Origin of the sequence: Alcanivorax sp. MD8A (assembly GCF_002888555.1) — a bacterium.
In the GTDB taxonomy this organism is placed as follows: Bacteria; Pseudomonadota; Gammaproteobacteria; order Pseudomonadales; family Alcanivoracaceae; genus Alcanivorax.
Genome location: NZ_AQOQ01000042.1, coordinates 1 through 23914, shown reverse-complemented (window position 1 = coordinate 23914; position 23914 = coordinate 1). Strand labels below are relative to the sequence as shown.

23 protein-coding genes are annotated in these 23914 nt (G+C 59.2%); 8 read left to right on the top strand and 15 right to left on the bottom strand.

What is annotated here, in order from left to right:
• Together A15D_RS17415 and A15D_RS15510 are read left to right on the top strand one after the other, a co-directional pair.
• The coding region (locus A15D_RS17415) for a hypothetical protein (protein WP_233192268.1) at positions 1–228 on the top strand (228 nt) is incomplete at its 5' end.
• Positions 206–862, top strand: a complete 657-nt coding sequence (locus tag A15D_RS15510) for a response regulator transcription factor (RefSeq protein ID WP_199175959.1) — start codon at positions 206–208, stop codon at positions 860–862. The genes A15D_RS17415 and A15D_RS15510, both read left to right, overlap by 23 nt.
• 79 nt (positions 863–941) lie before the next feature.
• Here A15D_RS15510 and A15D_RS15505 read toward each other — a convergent pair whose 3' ends face one another.
• From A15D_RS15505 to A15D_RS15480, 6 genes are all read right to left on the bottom strand, one after another.
• Positions 942–4406 (bottom strand): hybrid sensor histidine kinase/response regulator, encoded by a 3465-nt coding sequence (locus A15D_RS15505; RefSeq protein ID WP_102792668.1) that lies wholly within the window; start codon positions 4404–4406, stop codon positions 942–944.
• Positions 4407–4431: 25 nt separating this feature from the next.
• Positions 4432–4647: a hypothetical protein gene (locus A15D_RS15500; protein WP_102792667.1), complete on the bottom strand. Its 216-nt coding sequence runs from the start codon at positions 4645–4647 to the stop codon at positions 4432–4434.
• Entirely contained in the window at positions 4647–5261 is a 615-nt protein-coding gene (locus A15D_RS15495) for a 3'-5' exonuclease (RefSeq protein ID WP_102792666.1), read from the bottom strand. The genes A15D_RS15500 and A15D_RS15495 overlap by 1 nt, the downstream gene beginning before the upstream one ends.
• A gap of 60 nt (positions 5262–5321) precedes the next feature.
• On the bottom strand, positions 5322–7133 hold the full coding sequence (locus tag A15D_RS15490; protein WP_102792665.1) for a putative nucleotidyltransferase substrate binding domain-containing protein: 1812 nt from the start codon (positions 7131–7133) through the stop codon (positions 5322–5324).
• Between the two features lie 94 nt (positions 7134–7227).
• Positions 7228–9024, bottom strand: a complete 1797-nt coding sequence (locus tag A15D_RS15485; RefSeq protein ID WP_102792664.1) for a sodium:solute symporter family protein — start codon at positions 9022–9024, stop codon at positions 7228–7230.
• Positions 9025–9037: 13 nt separating this feature from the next.
• On the bottom strand, positions 9038–9295 hold the full coding sequence (locus A15D_RS15480; protein WP_022983758.1) for a DUF4212 domain-containing protein: 258 nt from the start codon (positions 9293–9295) through the stop codon (positions 9038–9040).
• A 304-nt stretch (positions 9296–9599) separates the two neighbouring features.
• Here A15D_RS15480 and A15D_RS15475 point away from each other — a divergent pair, with 304 nt between their 5' ends.
• Positions 9600–10670 carry an MBL fold metallo-hydrolase gene (locus A15D_RS15475; protein WP_233192267.1) on the top strand — a complete coding sequence of 357 codons (1071 nt, stop codon included), beginning with the start codon at positions 9600–9602 and terminating at the stop codon, positions 10668–10670.
• Here A15D_RS15475 and A15D_RS15470 read toward each other — a convergent pair.
• On the bottom strand, positions 10555–11502 hold the full coding sequence (locus A15D_RS15470) for a tRNA-dihydrouridine synthase (RefSeq protein WP_199175957.1): 948 nt from the start codon (positions 11500–11502) through the stop codon (positions 10555–10557). The genes A15D_RS15475 and A15D_RS15470 overlap by 116 nt on opposite strands.
• A gap of 39 nt (positions 11503–11541) precedes the next feature.
• Here A15D_RS15470 and A15D_RS17195 point away from each other — a divergent pair, with 39 nt between their 5' ends.
• The 5 genes from A15D_RS17195 to dxs all read left to right on the top strand — a co-directional run bounded on the left by A15D_RS17195 (position 11542) and on the right by dxs (position 16476).
• Positions 11542–11784 carry a hypothetical protein gene (locus A15D_RS17195; RefSeq protein ID WP_146026899.1) on the top strand — a complete coding sequence of 81 codons (243 nt, stop codon included), beginning with the start codon at positions 11542–11544 and terminating at the stop codon, positions 11782–11784.
• Positions 11785–11840: 56 nt separating this feature from the next.
• The gene (locus A15D_RS15465) at positions 11841–12899 is read left to right on the top strand and encodes a porin (RefSeq protein ID WP_102792663.1); all 1059 of its coding nucleotides are present in this window, start codon (positions 11841–11843) and stop codon (positions 12897–12899) included.
• A gap of 453 nt (positions 12900–13352) precedes the next feature.
• Complete coding sequence (locus A15D_RS15460; RefSeq protein WP_102792662.1) at positions 13353–13595, top strand: exodeoxyribonuclease VII small subunit; 243 nt, start codon at positions 13353–13355, stop codon at positions 13593–13595.
• Complete coding sequence (locus A15D_RS15455) at positions 13585–14481, top strand: polyprenyl synthetase family protein (protein ID WP_102792661.1); 897 nt, start codon at positions 13585–13587, stop codon at positions 14479–14481. Before A15D_RS15460 ends, A15D_RS15455 begins: the two co-directional genes overlap by 11 nt.
• Positions 14482–14547: 66 nt before the next feature.
• Positions 14548–16476, top strand: a complete 1929-nt coding sequence (dxs, locus tag A15D_RS15450; RefSeq protein WP_102792660.1) for a 1-deoxy-D-xylulose-5-phosphate synthase — start codon at positions 14548–14550, stop codon at positions 16474–16476.
• A gap of 3 nt (positions 16477–16479) precedes the next feature.
• Here dxs and A15D_RS15445 read toward each other — a convergent pair whose 3' ends face one another.
• The 8 genes from A15D_RS15445 to ribD form a co-directional block, all read right to left on the bottom strand.
• Positions 16480–17712 (bottom strand): diguanylate cyclase, encoded by a 1233-nt coding sequence (locus tag A15D_RS15445; protein WP_102792659.1) that lies wholly within the window; start codon positions 17710–17712, stop codon positions 16480–16482.
• Between the two features lie 173 nt (positions 17713–17885).
• Complete coding sequence (locus A15D_RS15440) at positions 17886–18371, bottom strand: phosphatidylglycerophosphatase A (protein ID WP_102792658.1); 486 nt, start codon at positions 18369–18371, stop codon at positions 17886–17888.
• A gap of 64 nt (positions 18372–18435) precedes the next feature.
• Complete coding sequence (thiL, locus tag A15D_RS15435) at positions 18436–19377, bottom strand: thiamine-phosphate kinase (RefSeq protein WP_233192266.1); 942 nt, start codon at positions 19375–19377, stop codon at positions 18436–18438.
• 8 nt (positions 19378–19385) lie between these two features.
• Positions 19386–19838: a transcription antitermination factor NusB gene (gene nusB, locus A15D_RS15430; RefSeq protein WP_022983769.1), complete on the bottom strand. Its 453-nt coding sequence runs from the start codon at positions 19836–19838 to the stop codon at positions 19386–19388.
• A gap of 72 nt (positions 19839–19910) precedes the next feature.
• The gene (gene ribE / locus A15D_RS15425; protein WP_022983770.1) at positions 19911–20381 is read right to left on the bottom strand and encodes a 6,7-dimethyl-8-ribityllumazine synthase; all 471 of its coding nucleotides are present in this window, start codon (positions 20379–20381) and stop codon (positions 19911–19913) included.
• Between the two features lie 134 nt (positions 20382–20515).
• Positions 20516–21625, bottom strand: a complete 1110-nt coding sequence (gene ribBA / locus A15D_RS15420) for a bifunctional 3,4-dihydroxy-2-butanone-4-phosphate synthase/GTP cyclohydrolase II (RefSeq protein WP_022983771.1) — start codon at positions 21623–21625, stop codon at positions 20516–20518.
• 213 nt (positions 21626–21838) lie between these two features.
• Positions 21839–22504, bottom strand: coding sequence for a riboflavin synthase (locus A15D_RS15415; protein WP_102792657.1), 666 nt, complete (start codon positions 22502–22504; stop codon positions 21839–21841).
• Between the two features lie 171 nt (positions 22505–22675).
• Complete coding sequence (ribD, locus tag A15D_RS15410) at positions 22676–23791, bottom strand: bifunctional diaminohydroxyphosphoribosylaminopyrimidine deaminase/5-amino-6-(5-phosphoribosylamino)uracil reductase RibD (RefSeq protein WP_102792656.1); 1116 nt, start codon at positions 23789–23791, stop codon at positions 22676–22678.
• Positions 23792–23914 lie beyond the last annotated feature (123 nt).

The window sequence follows — 23914 nt, the reverse complement described above, 5'->3', positions numbered from 1 at the left end:
CCCTTTTCTCCTTTTCTCCTTTTCTGTATCAGCCCTTTCTTCGGGCAACCAGTGGACTGCAATGTTTTCGCTGAAAAGATTCTGTTGTTATTACAGTTTCTTTCCCCCTGTGCTGCCCTCCCCGGGCAGCCATTTTTTTTATTGCCACCCACAGGACCGTTACCCCGGGCTATACACAACAACAAAAAATCGCTAAAACAGAATCATGACAACCATATTGATTGCTGACGATCACCCCCTCTTCCGCGCTGCCCTGAAACAGGCAGTCATGGCCAGCTTCACCGACGCCGACATCCACGAGGCCGACTCGCTTGCCGGGCTGGAAGATCTCGGCCAGAAATCGCTGCCCTTTGATGTCATCCTGCTGGACCTGCACATGCCCGGAACCCACGGCTTTTCCGGATTGATTTATCTGCGCGAGCAATACCGCAAGGTCCCTCTGGTGGTGATATCCGCCACGGAAGATGTGGATGTCATTCAACGGGCCATTCATTTTGGTGCCGACGGCTTTATCCCCAAATCCGCGTCGGTAGAGACCATGACCGAAGCCATGGAGAAGATCATGGCCGGGGAGCGATGGTTGCCTGAGTACGCCCGTCGTGCCATGCCCCCCACCCTGCCCGATCACTCTGCCATGAGCGAGCGCATCACCAGCCTGACCCCACAACAGTTCCGGGTCATGGGCATGCTGATGGAGGGGATGCAAAACAAGGTGATTGCCTACGAACTGGATGTCTCCGAGGCCACCATCAAAGCCCACATGACCGCCATCTTCCGAAAGCTCGGCGTCCGCAACCGCACACAAGCCGTATTGGCGCTGAAGGATCTGGCGATTGAGCCACCATCAGTCGACAGTAATTAATCGTGGACAGTTAAAAATTGACAGCGAGCCCCTCATAACTCGACAACGCCTTCCGCTGTTAACTGTTAACTGTTAACTGTTAACTGTTAACTGTCTCTAATGCTCTTTTCAGCATCATCTCCGTCAACGGTTTCTGCAAAAAAGCGACGCCTTGCTCTTCGGCTTGTTGACGGATTTCCGGGCGGCGATCGGCGGTCATCAGGGTAGCGGGTACCACGTCATCCCAGCAGTCATCCAGGCCTTCAATCACTGCAAAGCCGTCTTCGTGGTCCAGCTGATAGTCCACCAGCAGCAGGTCCGGCGCCGGGCAATGGGCTGCCTTCTGGCGGGCCTCGGCCAGACCGCTGGCGGCCACGACTTCGCATCCCAGCGTTTCCAGTGCCGCCACCAGACTCGCCAAAAGAGCGGGATCATTGTCAACGCAGAACACCCGCATGCCACTGACATCACGATGTGAGGGCGGATGCTCTGCCGCCAGAACGGGGGGCGCTTCGCCACTGGAAAGCGGTACCGTCACGCTGAAGACCGTTCCCTTGCCGGACCAGGACCGAACCGTGAGTTTATGCCCAAGCAGCCGACAGATACGATCCGCAATGGCCAGCCCCAGGCCCAGCCCCTTGACCACCTGCTTGCCCTGCTGCGGCAGGCGCTGAAATTCGCGAAAGATTTTTTCGTGCTGATCATCAGGAATGCCCGGCCCCGTATCCCAGACATCGATGCGAATCACCCCCGCTTCACGGCGACAACCAAACAGGATTCTCCCCTCCCCGGTATAACGGATCGCATTGGAAAGCAGATTCTGCAACACCCGCCGCAGCAGCACTTCATCCGTTTCCACCACCGCCGAGCAAGGCAGCATTTTCATGTTCAGCCCCAGGGACTGGGCCAATGCGGAAAACTCCTGCCCCAGGGGCTCCATCAGCCGTGCCAGCTTGAGCGGGTGCACATGGACCGGCATGGTATCGGTATCCAGTTTGCTGATCTCCAGCAGCGCCGTGATGATCTGTTCGGCCGCCTGTAGCGAGCTGTCGATATGTCCCAACACATCGACTTCACGGTCGAATCCGGTCTGGCTGCCCAGTTGCTGGCGCAGTGACGAGGCAAACAACTGGGCGGCGTTAAGAGGCTGCATCAAATCGTGACCGGCAGCGGCCAGAAAACGCGTCTTGCCCTCATTGGCCTGAGCCAGGCGAGCATTCAGTTCCGTCAGTTTCCGGGTTCGCTCACCGACCATGTATTCCAGGTTTTCGTTGATCTGACGCAGTGCCTGCTCATCCCGCTTGCGTTCGGTGATGTCCATATAGGTACTGACAAAACCCCCGCCCATCATTGGCGTGCCACGAACCTCAACCACAATACCACTGGGCAACGCCCGCTCGAATTGATGGGAGTGGCCATCGCGCAACAGCTGCACCCGCTTGTCCACGTCGGCATCCAGATCATCACCGGGGTAAAACCCCCTCTCAGCGTTATAACGGTAGACCTCCTCGATAGGCCGCCCCAGCCGAATCAAACCATCGGGATAATCGAACAACTTCACATAGGCCTGATTCCATGCCACCACCTTCATGTTCCGGTCGACCACACAGATACCCTGACTGATGGTCTCGATGGTGGTACGCAGCAGCTGATGGTTGAACTGGATCAGCTCCGAGGCTTCATCCATCATCCGCACGACATCATCATGGCGGCTGTTCTGTTTGCGCAGCAGCGAGCTCATCACGATTCGGGCTGTAGACGCGCCCATGGTGCCGGCCAACAAGCGCTCCACATAGCGCACCAGGTGCAGCGGGGCAGGCAGGGCAAGATCTTCCGACACATGGCGCCGCTGCATGTAATCAAAGAACAACGGCTCGGCACGAGGATTACCCAACCCGCGCTTGCACACTTCCAGCAGCTCGGCGGTGGTAATGGAGGGGTGCCCCATGCCCTCACGCCACCAATCCGTTGGCATATCCACAAAGCGGGCCGCCTGGGCTTCGTCCAGCGCATCCTGCTGCGCACTGCGCGAAAAGGAGATAAACGCCGCCGTATTCACCGATAGCGACCAGAACACGCCGTGGGTGAGCGGCTCCAGGCCCTCAATGCCAAACAGCGCCTCGGGGCGCAACAACCCCAACCCCAACAAGCCGTTTTCATTCAGCGACAGAACCCACTCCACCGGCAGAATCACCGGCAGTAACAAGCAGTAGAACCAGATCATGAACCCCAGCCCAAGCCCGATGATCGCTCCCCGTTTGTGGCCATTACGCCAGTACAGCGCGCCGATCAGGGCGGGGGAAAACTGGGCCACAGCGGCAAAGGACAACAAGCCAATACTGGCCAGTCCGTCAAAACGGTCAATCAGGGTATGAAACGCAAATGCCAGGCCTAGCAGTACCAGGATACTGGCCCGACGCAGCAGCCGTAGCTGTCGCCCCAAATCGGACAATTGCTCTTTTTCATGCAACCGCGAGCGCAGCCAGAACGGCAGCAGCACCTCATTGGTCAGCATGATGGCCAATGCGATGGTGGACACAATCACCATGCCGGTGGCAGCCGCAATCCCGCCGATAAAGGACAGCATCAGCATGAACGAATTACCCTGCGCCATGGGCAACGACAGCATGTAGGTATCTGCCTGCCCTAACAGATAGGGCTGGGTAATCACGCCACTGATCACGATCGGCAGCACAAACAAGGCGAACAGAAAAAGATACAGCGGCAACAGCCACCGGGTGGTGCGCAGATGACGCAGGTCGTTGTTTTCCACCACCCCGGCGTGGAACTGGCGCGGCAGACACAGGATAGCCACCATGGACAACAGCAACGCGGTAACAAAGCTCTGCGAGAACAGCGTCGGCTCGAACGTCTGCATGACATCCTGGCGCTCACTGAGCGCCAGCCAAAGATCCACGGGGCCATCAAACAGCCCGAACAGGCAGTACAACCCGATCATCACAAAAGCGACGACCTTGATAAAAGACTCAAAACTGACTGCCAGCATCAGTCCGGACTGATGCTCGGTGGCATCAATATGCCGGGTGCCAAACAGCAACGTGAAAAGGGCCATGAGAATGGCCACCATCAGCGCGGTGTCCATCTGCGCTGGGGAATTGTCCTTGAGGACATAATCGAATGAGAGAGTCACTGCTTTGAGCTGCAGGGCGATATAAGGAAGCACGCCGATCACCGCCACCAGAGTCACCAGCACTGCCAGCCGCCGTGACTTGCCATAACGGGCCGCCAGAAAATCCGCGATGGAGGTAATGTGGTTCTGCTGAGCCACCGACACCATCTTGTAAATCAGCGAACCACCCAGCAGCACAGTGAGGATGGGGCCGAGATAGATCGGCAGGTAATTCCAGCCATTCTGGGCGGCCTCACCCACCGCGCCGTAGAACGTCCACGAGGTGCAATACACCCCGAGCCCAAGGCTGTACACCCAGGCATTTTGAAAGGTGTGTTTGCGCTGGCGGGCAGCGCGGTCACCCAGCCACGCGATAACAAAGAGTACCAGCACGTAGCCCAGTGCCAGCCCACTCAGCTCCCATAAAGAAAACACGGCGGCTCCTGTTTTTTCTTCGAGCTTACCCCAGTGCGCCGATAAATCGCAGTACTACTGCCACCAGCATCAATAACAACCCGGCCCGCTGCAATTTGAACTCCAGTACGCTCATGGCCATAGCGCGACGCCAGAACAGCAACACCCCGCGGGCGTCCCCGGTACGACGCCAGTAATGGAGATAACTGCAGAGAACCACCGCAATACCCAGTACCAGAAAAAGAGATTCGAGTTGTTCCATTAGCTATCCAGGGTCGACTTTTGCAATTGCAGGTACATCAGCCCTGCAGTAACCGCATCACCCCGAGCGGTGTGACGCTCCATGACGGGCACTTGCAGGGCTTTGGCCATGGCCTCAAAGCGCAAGTCCGGGGTGATATCCGGCTGCCAGTGGCGCTGTTTTTTCTGGTACAACGCCGATAACTCGATGACCGGGTTCGGCAAGTCAAACCCCATCAGTGGCCGCAGGTAACGGTTGATCATCGCCACATCAAAATCAATACACCACCCCACCAAGGGCCGGTTGCCTATTTTTTCCAGCAGCTGCTCCAGCGCGTCTTGCACCTGGCACCCTTCTTCCAGATCCACTGGCCGCAGCCGGTGGATACGAATGGAGTCTCCATCGAGACTTCGGGGTGCCTGAAGTTTTACGTCCAGGCACTCACTGCTGGCCACCCGACCCTGCCTGACCGGCACCGCCGCCACCGACACCAGCTCGGCCTCACGGCTATCCAGGCCCGTGGTTTCACAATCCAGTGCGATCACTTCATCCCCTTCGCAGGGCATAAAAAGGTGGCCGTAAGGGCCTGCGCCATGCCGGTAACGATCCGCATAGCGACGTAACTGCCTGATCATGCGTGCCAGTCTCCTGTCCAATTCCACTGCCTCGTCATTGCCCGCGCCGCTCTCCAGACCTCAATATTCCAGATGAAAACGGCGTGACAACCGTTGTTTGAAATCACCGACCAAATGCAGCGCATCGCGTAACAGGTCGCGCTCCAGCGACGACAACGATTGCACCACGATATGGTTGTCTTGCAGTTCTGTCTGTTGGCCATGCAACTGCGCCAATTGCTGGTTAAGCCGCAGCTCACTGAACAACTCCATGGCTTCGCCCAAATCCTCGGCAAAGGACGCCTCCATGGCACCGGCTGTCACCAGTTTTTTCAGCCGCCGCAGCGTGGAGGTCTCAGCGATGCGGTGCTGCAAGGCCATGGCCCTGACTCCATGCACCAGGGGAAACAGCGCGCCCTTCTTGATATCGATCCCATGCTGCGGTTTTTTCAGGGAGCCGAACAAGTTCAGCGGCGTGGCGAACTGCAGTACCGGCCGGGCAAAATGCGCCATCAGCAGATCATCGCCGCTACAGCGATCGAACAAGGTCTCGCGCACTGCCTCCAGCAAGCTGCGATCCCCGGCGACACAGTGAGCATCCGCCAGAATCGTCAGGTTCAACACCCCCTTGCCGGCCGCCTCCCCCGCCCAATGATAGACACGCTCTTGCCACTGCTGGACCGGCCCCTGCCAATCGGGGTTATTCACCATTACCTTGCCGGGACAGGGCGGATACCCCATCGACAACAAGGCCTGGGTAAACCGCTCGGCATCGCGCGGCAACCCGGGCCAAGCCTGGTGATCGCCCAAAATCAGACCGTTGTCCTGATCCGTTTTGAGAATCTGCTCACCACGCCCCTCACTGCCCATGACAATCAGGCAGCCTTGCAGCTGGTCTGCCGGCATGACCATCTCCCAGGCCTTGCCCATGACTCGACCGTTAAGGGCCGCCAGCAACTCCATGGCAAAGCGCATCTTTACGCCCTGGGCCATGAGCGCATCCACCAGTTCCGGCAAGCGGGCACTGGCCAACTGCAGGGCATCGAGACTGTCTGCCTTTTCGATTTCCAGTCCCACCACGTAGGAACGGCTGGAAAAAAAGCTGAGCACGTCGGTCAACTCGACCACGCCTACCGCCTTGCCCTCTTCCATCACCACCACCCGCGCCACCTTGTGGCGGGTCATGCGGGTCAGCGCGGAAAAAAGATAATCCGACGGCGACACGGTGATCAGCCGGGTTTCCGCCACCACACTCAAGGCAGTGCTGGCATCGTGATGCTGCAACACCAGTGCGGTCAGCAAATCGGTCTTGGTGATGATCGCGTACTGCGCTTGATGTTCGATCAGCACACTGTCGACACCATGCTGCTTCAGCGCTACCACGGCGTCGTGCAGGGTCGCCGTGGCAGCCATGATCAGCGGCTCACGCATACAGGCATCCACCCGGGCCAGCATAAAACCGGCCATGGTCACGCCGCCCTCGCGACGCTCTGCCAAGCGCTGGCCTTTTTCCACCAGACGTTGTTGAAAATGCCGACCGAAATCTGCGTTATCCTCACACAGGGTGAGAAACAGCGCAGCGGGAATCAGGTAACACAAACTTTGCTGTTCTGCCCGAAAGCGATAGCGACTTTTGCCATTCAGCACACTGATCGCACCGAACACATCGCCTGCAGCATAGACCCCTACCTGCTCTCGACCATCCGGGGCCTGCACATCCAGTTCCGCCACACTGCCCTTATGCACTACGTACACGTACTCGCTGGCGCTGGACGCATCCAGGATAATGTCACCGGCCTCGAAGTAGGCCAGGTCCACGCCGTCCCGAAGCCGTGAGCGGGCAGTCTCATCCAGCAGGCTGAACGGATGTTGGTGCAGTTCCTGTTCGATCATGATGTTTCCGTACAGGTCATGGCATACAGGGCAAAAAAAGCCGGTGTGAATACGCGATCCACACCGGCTGCTCTCCCTTTCTTATTGTCGCTCTTTAGTGAGCGTGAGCTTCACCGGCACCGCGCGGGATACGGATATCCTCAACGATGTGCTGAATGTGCTCCGGCGGCGGTGCAGTGACACGGGACACCGCGAAGGCGACCGCGAAGTTCAGCACCATCCCCAGGGTACCGATCCCTTCCGGAGACACGCCCAGCCACCAATGCTCGGCCGTATTCAGATCTGGCGACACAAACTTGAAGTAAACGATGTAGCAGAAGGTGAACGTCAGACCCACCAGCATGCCGGCAATCGCCCCTTCCTTGTTCATCCGCTTGTAGAAGATGCCCATCAGAATCACCGGGAAGAAGCTTGCGGCTGCCAGGCCGAAGGCGAACGCCACCACCTGTGCCACAAACCCGGGCGGATTGATTCCGAAGTAACCGGCAATACAGATCGCTACCACCGCAGCACCGCGTGCCGCCAGCAGCTCCTGCTTCTCGGTAATATCCGGCTTGATCGTCTTCTTCAGCAAGTCATGGGAAATCGCACTGGAAATCACCAGCAGTAGACCGGCGGCTGTAGACAAGGCCGCTGCCACCCCACCGGCAGCCACCAGGGCAATTACCCAGGCAGGCAGATTCCCGATCTCCGGGTTGGCCAGTACAATGATATCGCGATCGATATACACCTCGGAGGCGTTGTCGGTCGGCGCATTGGTGACCACACGCTCGCCCTGGCTGCCCTTGGCTTCGTCACGGCTGCCGGCAAAGTTCGGCTTGCCGGCGAACGGCGCACCGGCACGCATCTGCACGGCACCATCACCATTCTTGTCTACCCAGCCAATCAAACCGGAATTTTCCCAGTTGTAGAACCAGTCGGGCAGCTCGGTGTACTGGGTTTCGTTAACGGTATCAATCAGGTTGAGGCGGGCAAAAGCACCCACCGCCGGGGCAGAGGTGTACAGCAAGGCAATGAAGAACAGCGCCCAGCCGGCACTGATACGGGCATCCTTGACACGCGGCACGGTAAAGAAACGCACGATCACATGGGGCAGCCCCGCGGTACCGCACATCAGGGCAGCGGCAATAAAGAACACATCAATCGTGGATTTGGAGCCTTCGGTGTACTGGGTAAAGCCCAGATCCGTCACCACCTGATCCAGCTTTTGCAGCAGGTATACGCCGGAATCATTGCCGGCGGCATCCAGCACCGTGGCACCGAAGCCGGTCTGCGGGAACACATGCCCGGTCATCATGATGGACAGGAAGACCGCCGGTACCAGGAAGGCAAAAATCAGCACGCAGTACTGCGCCACCTGAGTATAGGTAATCCCCTTCATGCCACCCAACACGGCGTAGAAGAACACGATGGCCATGCCAATGACGACACCCACATTCACGTCCACTTCCAGGAAGCGGGCAAACACGATACCGGTGCCGCGCATCTGCCCGGCCACATAGGTGAACGACACAAAGATCACACAGATCACCGCCACGGTTCGCGCCACATTGGAGTAGTAACGGTCACCGATAAAATCCGGCACGGTAAACTTGCCGAACTTGCGCAAGTAAGGTGCCAGCAACATGGCCAGCAACACATAACCGCCGGTCCACCCCATCAGGTAGACCGACGCATCATAGCCGGCATAGGCGATGATCCCTGCCATGGAAATAAAGGAGGCAGCAGACATCCAGTCAGCCGCAGTGGCGGCGCCGTTGGCGACAGGCGACACCCCACCACCCGCGACATAAAAATCCTTGGTTGAACCGGCTCGCGACCAAATGGCGATGCCGATATAGAGGGCGAAAGAACCGCCCACAAACAAATAGGTAAGCGTTTGAATATCCATCGGGCAACCTCACTCAGTCTTCATGGACGTCGAATTTGCGATCCAGTTTGTTCATCGAATGCGCGTACATGATGATCAGCACCAGGAACACGTAGATAGCTCCCTGTTGTGCAAACCAGAATCCCAGTTTGAAACCGAACATCTGAATCTGATTGAGTTCGTCCACCAGCAGGATGCCGCAGCCATAGGAGACAGCGAACCAGATAGCCAGGTAGGTCAGAATCAATCGCAGGTTGGCGGCCCAATAGGCGCGGGCATTTTCTTCTTTCATTACTCGTCCCTCTGCGTCCTCGTTAAACAGGCTATCCACTCTATGGATAGGCTTACTGTGGAAGACTAGCTAAAGGGATTCGGCGGCACAGTATGACTTTAGTCGAAGTCGCCGACGTCAGCGGTCCGCCCAGCACAAGACCGCAACCGGGAGGAAATGGCCAAAAAGACCAGCAAGGTGCAGGTAAAACCGTATGAAACTGCCGCATACGTTTACCAAACAGGCTATAATTCGGCGTTCTGTCAGGATTGACGATAACGCGGGAAGCGCAGATTTCCCCTACAACAACACCGGACGTCCCTTGATGAAATTACTTCGCTGGGCCCTTTGTTTCTTGCTGGCCCTGACCCTGCTGGTAGCCATTGCCCTGCAATTTGCCCCCGATATTGAGCCCTGGCCCATTGCCCCCGAAGTCCCCCCGGCCAAGCCAGGAGAGGTCAGCCTGACCTTTCTGGGCACCAGCACCTTGCTGATCACGGACGGCAAAACCCATCTACTCACCGATGGCTATTTTTCCCGCGTCAGCATTCCCCGTCTGTTTACCCCCATCAGCCCGAACCGGGAGCGAATCGACGAAGCCCTTGCTCTCGCAGGTATTGACGCCCTGGATGCCATCCCTGTCCTGCACAGCCATTTCGACCATGTCATGGATTCAGGCATTGTCGCGCAGATCACAGGAGCACAGGTTCTGGGCTCGTCGTCGACCGCCATGGTGGCTCGCGGCAGTGGACTGGAAGAAAAGCGCATCACCACGGTACAAACCCACCACCCTTACCGGTTCGGTGACTTTACCCTCTACTTTGTCCCTGCGGGGCATGTCCCCCTGCCCGGTATCATCGAGAACTGGACAGGTAAAGGCGAGATCACCGAACCGGTCACGCCACCGTCCCTGCTGGGAGCCTGGGAAGAAGGACAGAGTTACGGACTGGTGGTTGAGCACCCCGCAGGAACAATCCTGATTCAAGGTAGCGCAGGAATGCAGCCAGGAGAGCTGGACCGCTATCAGGCCGACTACGCCCTGCTGGCCAGTGCCAGCCTGGGCAAACAGAGCGAGGCCTACCAGCAGGCCTTCATGGACGAAACCGCCAGCGCCGTCGGGGCACACACGGTTATCCCGGTACATTGGGATGATTTTTTCCGCAAACTGGAGCCGGACGTTCGCCCGTTGCCGTGGATGCTCGACAATCTCGACGCCTCCTTCCACGCACTGGCAGACCGGCATCACGGAGATTTTGTGGTCCTGAAACCCTTCAGGCCGTTTACACTGACGCCGCCTGCTGCGCCAGCCACGGCACCATTGCCGCAGGGTCAGTCTCCCGTTTCACCTGCTCCAGCAGCGCCCCCGCCTGGGGCCAGCGACGGCGCAAATAACTGAGCCACTGTTTGACTCTACCGGCGACCTGGGCATCGGTACCGGAGCCGATAACATCATTCAGGAACCGTTGCAGCACCGGCACGATCTCGTCCCAGTCACTGGCCTGGCCGGTGCGCAAGGCACGCACCAGCCAGGGGTTCGCTACCGCCCCACGCCCCAGCATCAGATCGTCACAACCACTCTCTCGCTGACAGCGTTGTGCATCGTCGACCGTCCAGATCTCGCCATTGGCAATCACCGGGATCGACACTGCCTCACGAATCAGTCCGATACGATCCCACCAGGCCGGTGGTCGATAGCCTTGCCGCTTGGTGCGACCATGCACGGTCAGCCAGGCCACACCCGCCTCCTGCACCGCCAGGGCATTTTCCAGCGCCAATCCATCGTCTTCATTGCCCAACCGCATTTTTACCGACACCGTGATATGCGCGGGTACGGCACGCCGCACGGCCGCGGTCACCGCATGTACCACATCCGGTTCATCCAGTAGCACAGCGCCACCCCGGTGACGGTTCACGGTTTTTGCCGGGCAGCCAAAATTGAGATCAATGGCGGGCGCTCCCAGTCGGACGGCACGCACCGCATTGTCCGCCATGCAAGACGGATCCGAGCCCAGTAACTGCAAGTGCACAGGCGTGCCCGCACGAGTACGCGCGCCGTTTTTCAGTTCCGGGCACCAGCGATAAAAAACACGGGGCGGCAGCAGCTGCCCGTTAACACGGACAAACTCGCTCACACACCAATCGAAGTCGCCCACATCGGTCAACGCCTGACGGACCCAAAAGTCCGCCAGACCCTCCATCGGGGCCAAGATAAGTTTCATGGAGCGCATTCTAACGGCATCCTTCACCTCTCAGCCACGAGAACGAAGATGGCGATTTTCTTGCAATCATCTGTCGCTTTTGCAACGGTGTATCGCAACGCACATAAAAAATGGACCTTTTATGGCTGCCGCGGGACCTGGGTTGAACACAACGGGAACGCAAACACTTTCACCAGACCCGGTCTGGTTTCTCATCCGGCTTCTGATCTCGCCGGGCACCGGCCCTGCCTGCTTCAGCAGTCGCGCACACCCCATCCCGCTTCCGACGCCTTCGCGATGTTCCCGGAATGATTTCGGCACCCCTTTATGCACCGCCCTGATTTGAATACCACCCGAGGGAGAGACGAATGAAACATGCACGCATTGTACCCCTGTCATCGGCACTACTGGCCGGTTTTGCCACCATGCCTGCCCATGCCGAGCTGGAAGTGACCCCCTATGGCTCTCTGCGCATCCAGTCAGAAGCCGTTTCCGTGGATGAAGCACAACCCGGTGAAGACGATTCCTATACCGGACTACGGGACGCCTACTCCCGCTTGGGCGTCACCGCCAATTACGACGACATCGACAACCTGAAGATTTCAGCCACCGTGGAGTTCCCCATCAACTCCGCTCGACTGCGGGCAGAAGATCCGACCTTTTTCCAGGAAAGCTACAAAGGCAACAACAAACCCCGGGTCGCCGATATCACCGCTACCCATGACAGCTTCGGCAGCTTGCGCGTGGGCACCCAATGGCTCGCCTACTACAACAACGTGGCCTACCCGCTGGATTTCTTCAGTTCGTTTTATTCTGGTTACGCGACCCAATCCACCTTCCGGCGCGATGCGGTGACCTACCAGACCCCGAGCATGGGCGGCTTTACCGCCACCGTCTCCGGGGTGGATCTCACCGATGAGCAAGGCACCAGTTTTCTGGACACCATGCAGTACGCGCTCGGCTACGCGGCGAATGACTGGAGTGTTGGGCTGGGCTATCAGGACAGCGAGCAGGACTCCGCCAAACACGCGGACCAGGTCGGGATTTCAGCCGCATGGTCGCCAGGCAACTGGCGTTTTGCGGCAAAGGTAGAGCAGCTGCTCACCAATGATGACACCGTACAAGATGACGACCCGGTGACCTATAACCTGCTCGGCTCTTACAGCTGGGACAAGTACACACTGCGAGCCATGATCGCACACGGTGAAGAATCAGATGAAGGTGACGCCTTCTTTCAAGGGGACTCGGCTCAAGTGGGCCTGGACTACCGACACACCGAAAACCTGAAGTTCTTCGCGGAATATTTTTATGAAGAGCTGGGCTACGCGATCTACACCCCCAACTCGGAAAGCTTCAACCCCTTGGCCGGGTACCATGTCGAAAGCGATGGTCAGGTCTTTACCGTAGGGATGCGGTTCGATTTCTGAGACCCCGTTTGGACAAGGCGACGCACAGGTGGGGAAAGAAGAACCCCGCCGGCGTCGCAGACGAAACGCCATAGCTTAGGAGATCAGAGGAAGAAGCTGCCTGCGATTTCCGGCGGGCCCTTTACTATAAGCAGGGCATCACCCGGCCAGGAACCCCTTTTATTAGAACCATTTGGAATCAAACAGATCAACGCTCCCAACACTCAAAAAAGTCACCTACTATCAAGCTGTTGCCGACAAACCAACCCCCTTTCAAACGCGCCATAACAATAGCCAAAACTGATCACAGGAGCGTGCCACGCCAGCTCCCATAGCCGAAGAAGCTCAGCGCCCGACACGCCCACCAAAGCGGCGAATTCGCCGGGACGGAGCGAGTCTGAAGATTGATTCACCTGCCATGCTGCATTACTGTTGCCGCCGTAAATGCCCGCTTACGGTCTACCGGAGAGACGCATGGCCAAAAACACCGCCCCGGCACTGGAAACCGCCCTGGATAACCTGGAAACCCTGGTAGAACGGATGGAATCCGGTGACCTGACGCTGGAAGAATCCCTGAAGGCCTTTGAAGAAGGGGTTCGCCTGTCCCGGGAGTGTCAACAAGCCCTGCAGCAAGCAGAACAGAAGGTCCGTATTCTGCTGGAGCAATCTGTCGAGGCCGAGCCCGCCCCATTCACCGGCGATAGCGATGAGCAATGAACTGAGCGCCCTGGAAGGGCTTCGCCAAACCAGCCTGACTCGTCTGGAACAGAGTCTGGATGCGTTTCTGCCTGCCTCCAGCGCCGCGTCGCGTCTCAGTCAGGCCATGCGCTACGCCGCATTGGGCGGCGGCAAGCGCATTCGCCCCCTGCTGGTTTATGGCGCCACCGCGTTGGCCGGCGGCACACCGGAACAGGCCGACACCCCTGCGGCGGCGGTTGAACTGATTCACGCCTACTCGCTGGTGCATGATGATTTACCCGCCATGGACGATGACGACTTGCGCCGGGGACTGCCTACCTGCCACAAGGCCTACGACGAGGCTACCGCCATCCTCGCCGGAGACACCCTGCACACCAAGGCCTTCGAGTTGCTGGCCACCCGTGGGGAGTACCGCAGCGATACCCGTATCGCCATGATTCAGCACCTTTGCCAGGCAGCAGGCGTCGACGGCATGGCCGCTGGCCAGATGCAGGACATGCTGGCGCAAGGGCAACAACAAACCCTGGCCGCACTGGAAGAGATGCATTACCTCAAGACAGGGCGCCTGATCACTGCCAGCCTGCAGCTGGGCTACTTCGCGGCCCAGAGCGACAGCCCTGAACTGCTGGAGAACCTGACTCGCTTTGGCGATGCCATTGGCCTGGCCTTCCAGATCCAGGACGACATCCTGGATGTCACCATGGCCACCGACCAACTTGGCAAACCGGCGGGCTCGGACGAAAAACTCCACAAGAGTACCTTCCCTTCCCTGATCGGGCTGGACGCCAGCCGCGAACGGGCCGAGCAACTGTGTGAAGATGCCCGCCAGGCGCTGTCAGGCTATGGCGCCAGCGCCCTGCCGCTGCAACAACTGGCACAGTACATCATCGCCCGCAATCACTGACGGCCGCCCCCCCGGCCCTGTATACTTGTCACACTTGCAGCACGCACTGACCTGGCACCCGGAATTATGCCCAAGACCTTTACCCAGATACCGCTGACGCGCCCTGCCACACCCTTGCTGGACACCCTTGCCAGCCCGGCAGATTTGCGCCGCCTCCCCGCCAGCCAGCTGGAACGGGTAGTGGATGAATTGCGCGAATATCTGCTGTATTCCGTAGGGCAGTCCGGCGGCCATTTTGGAGCAGGCCTTGGCGTCGTCGAACTCACCGTCGCCCTGCATTACCTGTACAACACCCCTGACGACCGGCTGGTATGGGATGTTGGCCACCAGTGTTACCCGCACAAGATTTTGACCGGTCGTCGCGAAGGGCTCACCGCCATTCGTCAGCAGCACGGCCTGTCAGGCTTTCCCAAACGTAGCGAGTCCGAGTACGACACCTTTGGTGTCGGCCACTCCTCCACCTCCATCAGCGCCGCGCTGGGCATGGCCCTGGGGGCTGAAATGGCCGGCAGCGACCGTCGCGCGGTCGCTATCATCGGTGATGGTGCCATGACCGCGGGGCAGGCCTTCGAGGCCATGAGCCATGCCGCCCATACCCGCTCCAATCTGCTGGTGATCCTCAACGACAACAACATGTCGATTTCCCACAATGTGGGCGGGCTGTCCAACTACTTTGCCCGTATCTGGGCCAGCAAGAGCTATATCGCCCTGCGCGAAGGGGGCAAAAAGGTGCTCTCGACCATGCCGGCGGCCTGGGATTTCATTCGTCGCACCGAAGAGAGCATGAAAAACATGGTGAGCCCGGACATGCTGTTCGAGGCCATCGGTTTCAATTACATCGGTCCCATCGACGGTCACAACCTGGACGAGCTGGTGCGCACCCTGGGCAACATGCGCACCCTGGAAGGCCCCCAACTGCTGCATGTCTACACCACCAAGGGCAAGGGTTTTGCCCCTGCAGAAGTCGACCCGGTGGGTTATCACGCCATCAACAAGATCGAGCCCAAACCCAAGGTTCAGGCCGCCCCCCCTGCCGCCGAGAAACCCAAGCTCCCGAAATATCAGGACATCTTTGGCCAGTGGCTATGTGACATGGCCGAACAAGACCCACGCCTGGTGGGCATCACCCCCGCCATGTGCGAGGGCTCCGGGATGGTGGAATTCAGCCAGCGTTTTCCGGACCGCTTCCACGATGTGGCGATTTGCGAGCAACACGCCGTCACTGTCGCCGGTGGGCTTGCCTGTGAAAACCAGAAACCGGTGGTGGCGATTTATTCGACTTTCCTGCAACGGGGCTATGATCAGCTGATCCATGACATCGCCCTGCAGGAGCTGGATGTGACCTTCGGCCTGGACCGGGCCGGGCTGGTCGGCGAGGACGGCGCCACCCACGGCGGGGTCTTTGATCTTGCCTACTTGCGCACTGTCCCCAACATGATTGTGGCGGCGCCCTCCGACGAAAATGAGTGCCGCCAGCTGCTTTACACCGCCTACCAGCACGAAGGGCCTGCGGCGGTCCGCTACCCCCGCGGCACCGGCCCCGGCGTCGTCATTGAAGACAACATGGAAGCCCTGCCCGTGGGCCAGTCCCGTCCGCTGCGCGAGGGGCATCAGATCGCCATTCTTGCCTTTGGCGCCTTGACCCCGGCCGCACACGAAGCCGGTGAGGCGCTTGATGCCACCGTCATCGACATGCGCTGGGTAAAACCGCTGGATCGTGACGCCATCATCAAGGCAGCAGCCCAGCACGCTTTGCTGGTCACCGTCGAAGATCACCAACGCATGGGCGGGGCCGGCTCTGCCGTCAATGAGCTATTACACGACGAAGGTATCGTGGTGGATGTGCTGAATCTGGGTCTGCCGGATCACTTTATTCATCACGGCAAGCGCGATGTGCTGCTGTCCGAAGCCGGGCTGGATGCAACCGGGATCGAAGAGCAGATTCGCGCCCGTCTCAGCCGGCAATCCACTTCGGTGGCACAAGCCAAGCCGTAAGCGTCACTCTTCCGGCTTGGCCGTATCGCTCACCAGGCGGACCGGTGGTGGCGGCGTGTAGAGCTTCCAGGTATCGCGCCCTGCCGTTTTCGCCTGATACAAGGCACGGTCTGCCGCCTCCAGTAACTGTTCTGCGCGATTGCGCTCACCGGGCATCAGCACGGCCGCACCCACACTGATGGTCACCTCCCCCACCCTCGGGTTGAGTTTATGGGGCATGCCCAACATTCGTACCGCACGGCACAGCCGTGACGCCAACTGCATGGCCTCCGCCTCCTCGACGCCAGGGTAAAGCAGAACAAACTCCTCCCCCCCAAACCGGGCTACCAGATCTCCCCCTCGTCGCCCATAGCGGCGCAGTTCGGTTGCCAGCGCCTGCAAGCATTCATCGCCTTGCAGATGGCCGTAGTGATCGTTGTAATCCTTGAAGTGATCCACATCCACCAGCATCACCGCCAGCGGTTTTTGTTCGCGCTTGCAGCGTCTCCACTCACGCTCCAGCGCCTCATCAAAGAAACGCCGATTGGCCAACATGGTCAGACTGTCCTCGCGGCTAAGCCGGTGAAGCCGGTCTGCCAATGCCTGGGTTCGCTGCTGCTGGCGGTGAAGCTGGCGCTGGTTAAAAAACAGTAATCGGTCACGCACCTCTGCGGTGTAGCAAAGAAACATGCCAAGCAAGCTGATGCCCGTATAAGTACGGTGGGCGATTTGCCAGTCAATACCGCTGCCAAAGGCCTCGGCCACTCCCCAGCCGAGCACACCACCGCCCCAGCAAGCCAGCACCGCATGGGAAAATCGCAGACCGACCATGGCATAGACAATCACCAGGGCATAAATCACCGATACGTGGGCCAACTGGGTCTCTGCCGGCCCATGCAGAAAACCCGGGATAGCCATGGACAACGCCACGGCGAGAAAACTGCCAATCCCGGCATAGATCGGAAACCAGCGATCCAGAGGCCGTAGCTGGGCCATGCAGCCAGCCACCAGCACAATCACACCCACCCAGATATACGTCCCCAACCAGCGCCCTCGCACCGCCTCCGGAGCCAGGGCATAGATACCGGTAATCAGCAGGACATAGAGAAGAAGAATATAAAAGGCATTCACCCGGAATGCCGTTACGGCCTCCCGGCAATGATAATCGCGATACTCACGTTCCAGCCGCCGGGGAAACCGTAACCAGCGAACCCCCGGCACTACCACCCGACGAAATCGGGGATCTGTGCCTGACATAGCAATTCCTTTGCGCCGCCCGTATGCAACTACAGGCAATTGCTTAATGATATCAGGCTAGAAAGGAATGGCCTCGCAGACCAGCAGGAAAGTGTGAACGGTACCAGCAAAACGATATCAGGCCAGCCGCCGCAAAAGCGGCCCAACCATGACAACAAGGTGACAACTTCAGGCTAACCGGCAAACACCGGCACAAAGGCGACCAGCAACTGCATGACGACCGCCGCGTACACACCGGCAAGCAGGTCATCTACCATGATGCCCAGCCCCCCTTCCACGCGCCGGTCCAGCCAGCCAATGGGCCAGGGCTTGATAATGTCGAAGAAGCGAAACGCCAGAAAGCCGGCCAGTGCCCCCCAGGGGGTAACCGGTATGGCAATCATGGTCACCAGCAGGCCGGCAATCTCATCCCAGACAATGCCGGGGTGATCATGCACATTCATGTCATGGGAGGTCTTGCCGCAGAGGTAAGGGCCGACAACGATCACCAGCGCCGTCACGGCCAGGTAACCCCACAACGGTAGCTGGGCACACAACCACCAGATGGGCATGGCTGCCACCGTCCCAAAGGTACCCGGCGCCACCGGCGCCAAGCCTGAGCCGAAGCCAAAGGCCAGAAAGTGCACCGGGTTACTCATCTTGGGGCGTTTCAGTTCCATTCCATTCCTCGGTGGCACAGGGCCATTGGCTTCGGGGTGTTATTGTCATGAGCGGCGGCAACACTCAGAAATGCTGCCACCCCCCCAGCGTGAGCGGGACAGGCTGACCCTGCAAATTATTCAGTCGGACGCCGGGCTGCGACTCCACCGTACCAAGACGATGGCATCCTTCTGGCAGCCTCTTGCGCGAATCGAGAGTGAACAGCAATACATAATCATCCCCGCCCTGAAGCTGCAACTGGCGCTGGGTTTGCACATCGCAGTCACCCAGCAATGCCGTCCCTACAGGCAACAATGCTTCGTCCAGCACTGCACCCAACCCTCCGGAGGCGGCGAGAATATGCCCGAGATCCGCTACGGTGCCATCGGAGATATCAATACAGGCTGTTGCGGTACCCCGCAGCGCCTGCCCCAACGCCAGCTGGGGAACCGGTCGCCGGAAATGCGCTACCGCCGCGCCCTCGCGCTGTCCTTGCTGCCACTGTTGCAGCCCCAGCAGCCCGGCGCCCGTGACACCCCCCACGCAGATGGCATCACCGACCCGCGCACCACTGCGACGCAGCGCCTGCCCGGCTGGCACGGCACCTGTTGCCTGAATGGATACCGACAAGGGGCCACGGGTCACATCGCCGCCCACCAGCGAAATACCCGTGGCATCCGCCAATTCGAACAGGCCGGCAGCAAAACCTTCAAGCCAGGCCTCATCCACCTCCGGCAGCGTTAACGACAGCAGGAACCATAATGGCTGCGCACCCATGGCCGCCAGATCCGACAGGTTCACTGCCAGACAACGATACCCCACGTCGGCGGCAGCCATATCCAACGGAAAATGCCGACCGGCCAGGCTGGTGTCCTGGGTCAGCACCAGTTCGTGCCCGACAGGCGGAGTCACAATGGCCGCATCATCACCGGGACCCGCGACCACTGAGTCCCCCTGGGCATGATGAAAATAGCGCCGGATGAGAGCAAACTCATCCAGCGCTACAGAGGAGGGCGGGAAACTCACGACAACGCTTATTCGTCGCGGGTGTGGCGCTCGGCGGTTTCCGCATAGCGCAACTTGCGCGCCAGCTTGTCGAGCACACCGTTGACATATTTGAAGGACTCTTCCGCACCAAATACCTTGGCAAGCTCGATCCCTTCGTTGATGACCACCCGGTAGGGAACGTCCTGGCGCTCTTTCAGTTCGAAAGCGCCGATACGCAGAATCGCCTTCTCCACCTGGGAGAGCTCTTCCACCCGTCGGTCCAGGAAAGGGGTAAGCAACTCGTCCAGCTCCTTCACCTGCCCGGGCACTCCGTGCAACAGGTCATGAAAGTAGCCACGATCCGCCTTGGCGAAATCGTTGTTCGCCAGAAACTGGGCTTCAATATCCGTCACACTGGCCCCGGCCAGCTGCCACTGGTACAGCGCCTGCAGGGTAAAACGTCGTGCCTTGCGACGGGCGGCGGGTGTTGCTTCGCTCATAACACTCTCTATGGTGCGTCTAACGCCTGGAAGGCCTTACGCGGTGCTTCCCGCGAGAAGGCCAAGCCCGGCTTACAGGGATTTGAACAGGGAAACCATTTCCAGCGCACACATGGCCGCTTCTGCGCCCTTGTTGCCCGCCTTGGTACCGGAACGCTCGATGGCCTGCTCAATGGTATCTACCGTCAGTACACCGAAGATCACCGGCACGCCCGTGGCATTCTGCACACCGGCCAGACCCTTGGCGGCTTCGCCTGCTACGTATTCGAAGTGGGCAGTGCCCCCGCGGATGACCGCGCCCAGGGTAATCACCGCGTCGTAATCACGCTTCTCGATCACTTTCTTCACGGCCACTGGCAGCTCCCAGGCACCGGGTACGCGGATCACTTCAATGTCATCACGGCTGACACCATGACGCACCAGCGCATCGATCGCGCCGTCCAGCAGGGCTTCCACCACAAAGCTGTTGAAGCGGGCGACAACGATGCCGTAACGGCCGCCGACGTTATTCAGAGTACCTTCGAGAGTCTTGATGTTTTGCATGCTTGCCTTCCTGTCAGTGCCGGTGGCTCACGGCTACCGACGCAGTATTAAACTTGGAGCCGGACGTCGGAAGTCTGACGTCTGACGCTCTTGAACTTGTCGTCGGACGTCCGACCTCAGACGTCCGACTTGTCTCAACTATCCGCTTCCACGTACTCGGTGATTTCCAGGTCGAAACCACTGAGGGCATTAAAGCGCATGGGAGAGCTCAGCAGGCGCATCTTGCGCACACCCAGGGCCTTGAGAATCTGGGAGCCGGTACCGATGTTGCGATAAGCACGGGACTCGCCCTTGGGCTTGCGGGTGCCGCCGCCGAAGAACGTATCAAGGCGATCGACCATGTCCTGGGAGTCGTAATCCTGCCCCAGAATAATCACCACACCGGCATCCGAGCCGGAAACTTCTTCCAGTACTCGGTGCATGTTCCAGCCGGTGCGGCCATTCATCTTGGCGCTCATCAGGTCGCGCAGCGGATCCACCTGATGCACGCGCACGGTGACCACCTGCTCTTCACTGATCTCGCCTTTCACCAGTGCCACATGAGTCAGGCCGTCAACGGTGTCGCGGAACGCCACCAAACGGAAATCGCCATACCAGGTATCCAGTTCATTATCGGACACCTGTTCAATGGTTTTCTCATTCAGGGCGCGATACTGGATCAGGTCGGCAATGGTGCCGATCTTGAGATTGTGCTCCTTGGCGAACACTTCCAGATCTTCCCGACGGGCCATGGAGCCATCTTCATTCATGACTTCACAGATCACCCCGGCAGGCTCACAACCGGCCAGCTGGGCCAGATCGCAGGACGCCTCGGTGTGACCCGCGCGGCGCAATACACCGCCCGGTTCTGACATCAGCGGAAAAATGTGCCCGGGCTGGACAATATCGTAGGCGCGCGCATTACGTGCTACCGCAGCCTGCACCGTGCGAGCCCGGTCTGCCGCAGAAATCCCGGTGGTCACCCCTTCACGAGCCTCGATAGAGACGGTGAATTTGGTGCCAAAACCACTGCCGTTGCTTTGCACCATCAGCGGCAGCTCCAGCAGCTCACAGCGCTCACGGGACATGGGCATACAGATCAGGCCACGGCCGTACTTGGCCATGAAATTGATAGCCTGGGCATCCACATGTTCCGCCGCCATCACCAGGTCGCCTTCGTTTTCCCGGTCCTCGTCATCCATCAGAATAACCATCTTTCCCTGACGGATATCTTCGATCAGTTCTTCAATCGTGTTGAGCTGCATAATGGTACTCGACCTTTCAAGCCTGGAGGCTGACAACGCCTCCTCTGCATTTTTCACCGGTGCTGAGCTGCAAGCGACAAGCTTCAAGCTACAAGGAAAACCAGCGCAAACCCTGATTTCGGGCACACAATGTTCGCGTACTCCGGACTGCAAATGGTGGCAACTCGCTATCCTCGCGTTGTAGCTTGTTGCTTGCAGCTTGTTTCTGCGGCGTCAAACGCCTTTGATAAACCCGTTTTCCGCCAGGAACGCCATGGAAATGCCTTCAGAGGTGGGCTCGGCGGCCTTCTCCCCCAGCAACAGACGCTCCAGGTAGCGGGCGATTATATCAACTTCCAGGTTCACTGGCGTCCCCACCTTCCACTGGCCGATGGTGGTCACATCCTGGGTGTGCGGGATGATATTCAGGGAAAAAACCGCCCCGGCAACACTGTTCACCGTGAGACTGATGCCATCCACTGTAATGGAGCCCTTGTGAGCGATGTACTTGGCCAGCTCGGCCGGGGCCTCAATATCGATGCGTACGGAGCGTGCATCCTGTTTCATTTCGACGATCTTGCCGAGCCCATCCACATGCCCGCTGACCAGGTGGCCACCCAGACGGGTGGTGGGTGTGAGCGCCTTTTCCAGATTGACCTTGCTGCCCACACTGATCTGCTTCAGGGACGTCAGTGACAGGGTTTCACCGGACACATCCGCCGCGAAGGCCCCACCGGGCAAGGCGGTCGCCGTCAGGCAGACCCCATTAACGGCAATGGAATCGCCCAGCTGCACATCGCTGAAATCCAGCTCGTCGCTTTGAATCACAAGGGTCACATCGCCCCCCTTGGGGGTCATGGATGCTACCTTGCCCATGGCTTCAATAATGCCGGTAAACATGCAAAAACCTCTTCCTCTCTCCGTAGGAGCGTCGCTCGCGGCGCGATAATTAAGGCGAGAAGCGAAAACCTTCAGACCGTGCCATCTTTTGGTTTTGCCTTTCGAAACTCGTAGCTCGCAACTCGATACTGCTTGATCGCGCCGCCAGCGACGCTCCTACAGCAGGGTTTGTCAGGCCGGAACCAGCGTCAGACGCAGGTCATTCCCTACCATCCGCACGTCCTGCCATTTCAGCGCCACCTTTTCGCTCATGCTGGCCAGCTGCGGCAAGCCCAACAACGGGCGGGCCGACGAGCCCAGCAAGGCGGGTGCCATATAGACAATCAGTTCATCAAACAGGCCTTCGCGCACGAACGCGCCTGCCAGCGTGGCGCCACATTCTACCAGCACTTCATTACATTCGCGCCGGTGCAATTCCCTGAGCAGTTGTTGCAGATCAATTCCCGAGCCGGATGCCGGCAGATGCATCACCTCCGCCCCTGCCGACTCCAGCGCATTCTGGCGCCCTCGATGCTGTTCACCGGCAATCACCAGGCAATGCCCCGGGGCACTGACCACCGGCACATCCGGCGGCGTTTTCAGGGTGCGGTCCAGAATCACGCGCAGGGGCTGGCGCACCCAGTCACTACCATAATCGGCGCAAGCCCATTGCTCCGCTCTCACCGTGTAGGAGGGACGGTCCGCCAGCACCGTGCCCACCCCGGTAATGACCGCAGAGCTGCGCGCACGCAATCGCTGCACGTCTTCCCGGGCTGCCGGTCCGGTGATCCACTGCGACTCGCCACTGGCCATGGCCGTACGGCCATCTACGCTGGCGGCAATCTTGATACGAATGAAGGGGCGCTGACGGGTCATGCGCGAGATAAAACCGGGATTGAGCGCTTGTGCCTCGGCTTCCAGCAGCCCGGACGCCGTCTCGATGCCAGCATCGGCCAACCGCTGCAGACCCTGACCCGCCACCTGGGGATTAGGATCTTCCATGGCCGCCACCACCCGTGCCACACCGGCCTCGACCAGCGCATCGGCACAGGGGCCCGTTCGACCTGTGTGGGAGCACGGCTCCAGAGTGACATAGGCTGTTGCACCACGGGCCTTGTCACCCGCTGCGGCCAACGCATGCCGCTCGGCATGGGGCTCACCGGCCCGCAAATGAAAACCTTCACCGACAACCGCCCCGTCACGCACCAGCACACACCCCACCCGTGGGTTCGGGTCGGTAGTATAAAGAGCACGGCGAGCCAGCTGCAGGGCCCGCGCCATCATCTGGCGATCAGCGTCGGTGAACATGGGGCTATTCTACTGGATCAGGTGGCCGGATGCTGCAAAAACCCGCGGGGGCATTTACCGTAGGAGCGGTCGTTCGACCGCGAAGCCTGCCCCGGGAAAGATCGCGGTCGAACGACCGCTCCC

Excerpts from the sequence above, each read along its gene's own strand:
- A15D_RS15510 (WP_199175959.1), top strand. The coding sequence starts at position 206 with ATGACAACCATATTGATTGCTGACGATCACCCCCTCTTCCGCGCTGCC.
- A15D_RS15500 (WP_102792667.1), bottom strand. The coding sequence starts at position 4,647 with ATGGAACAACTCGAATCTCTTTTTCTGGTACTGGGTATTGCGGTGGTT.
- A15D_RS15495 (WP_102792666.1), bottom strand. The coding sequence starts at position 5,261 with ATGATCAGGCAGTTACGTCGCTATGCGGATCGTTACCGGCATGGCGCA.
- A15D_RS15490 (WP_102792665.1), bottom strand. The coding sequence starts at position 7,133 with ATGATCGAACAGGAACTGCACCAACATCCGTTCAGCCTGCTGGATGAG.
- A15D_RS15485 (WP_102792664.1), bottom strand. The coding sequence starts at position 9,024 with ATGGATATTCAAACGCTTACCTATTTGTTTGTGGGCGGTTCTTTCGCC.
- A15D_RS15480 (WP_022983758.1), bottom strand. The coding sequence starts at position 9,295 with ATGAAAGAAGAAAATGCCCGCGCCTATTGGGCCGCCAACCTGCGATTG.
- A15D_RS15475 (WP_233192267.1), top strand. The coding sequence starts at position 9,600 with ATGAAATTACTTCGCTGGGCCCTTTGTTTCTTGCTGGCCCTGACCCTG.
- A15D_RS15470 (WP_199175957.1), bottom strand. The coding sequence starts at position 11,502 with ATGCGCTCCATGAAACTTATCTTGGCCCCGATGGAGGGTCTGGCGGAC.
- A15D_RS17195 (WP_146026899.1), top strand. The coding sequence starts at position 11,542 with ATGGCGATTTTCTTGCAATCATCTGTCGCTTTTGCAACGGTGTATCGC.
- A15D_RS15465 (WP_102792663.1), top strand. The coding sequence starts at position 11,841 with ATGAAACATGCACGCATTGTACCCCTGTCATCGGCACTACTGGCCGGT.
- A15D_RS15460 (WP_102792662.1), top strand. The coding sequence starts at position 13,353 with ATGGCCAAAAACACCGCCCCGGCACTGGAAACCGCCCTGGATAACCTG.
- A15D_RS15455 (WP_102792661.1), top strand. The coding sequence starts at position 13,585 with ATGAGCAATGAACTGAGCGCCCTGGAAGGGCTTCGCCAAACCAGCCTG.
- dxs (WP_102792660.1), top strand. The coding sequence starts at position 14,548 with ATGCCCAAGACCTTTACCCAGATACCGCTGACGCGCCCTGCCACACCC.
- A15D_RS15445 (WP_102792659.1), bottom strand. The coding sequence starts at position 17,712 with ATGTCAGGCACAGATCCCCGATTTCGTCGGGTGGTAGTGCCGGGGGTT.
- A15D_RS15440 (WP_102792658.1), bottom strand. The coding sequence starts at position 18,371 with ATGGAACTGAAACGCCCCAAGATGAGTAACCCGGTGCACTTTCTGGCC.
- nusB (WP_022983769.1), bottom strand. The coding sequence starts at position 19,838 with ATGAGCGAAGCAACACCCGCCGCCCGTCGCAAGGCACGACGTTTTACC.
- ribE (WP_022983770.1), bottom strand. The coding sequence starts at position 20,381 with ATGCAAAACATCAAGACTCTCGAAGGTACTCTGAATAACGTCGGCGGC.
- ribBA (WP_022983771.1), bottom strand. The coding sequence starts at position 21,625 with ATGCAGCTCAACACGATTGAAGAACTGATCGAAGATATCCGTCAGGGA.
- A15D_RS15415 (WP_102792657.1), bottom strand. The coding sequence starts at position 22,504 with ATGTTTACCGGCATTATTGAAGCCATGGGCAAGGTAGCATCCATGACC.
- ribD (WP_102792656.1), bottom strand. The coding sequence starts at position 23,791 with ATGTTCACCGACGCTGATCGCCAGATGATGGCGCGGGCCCTGCAGCTG.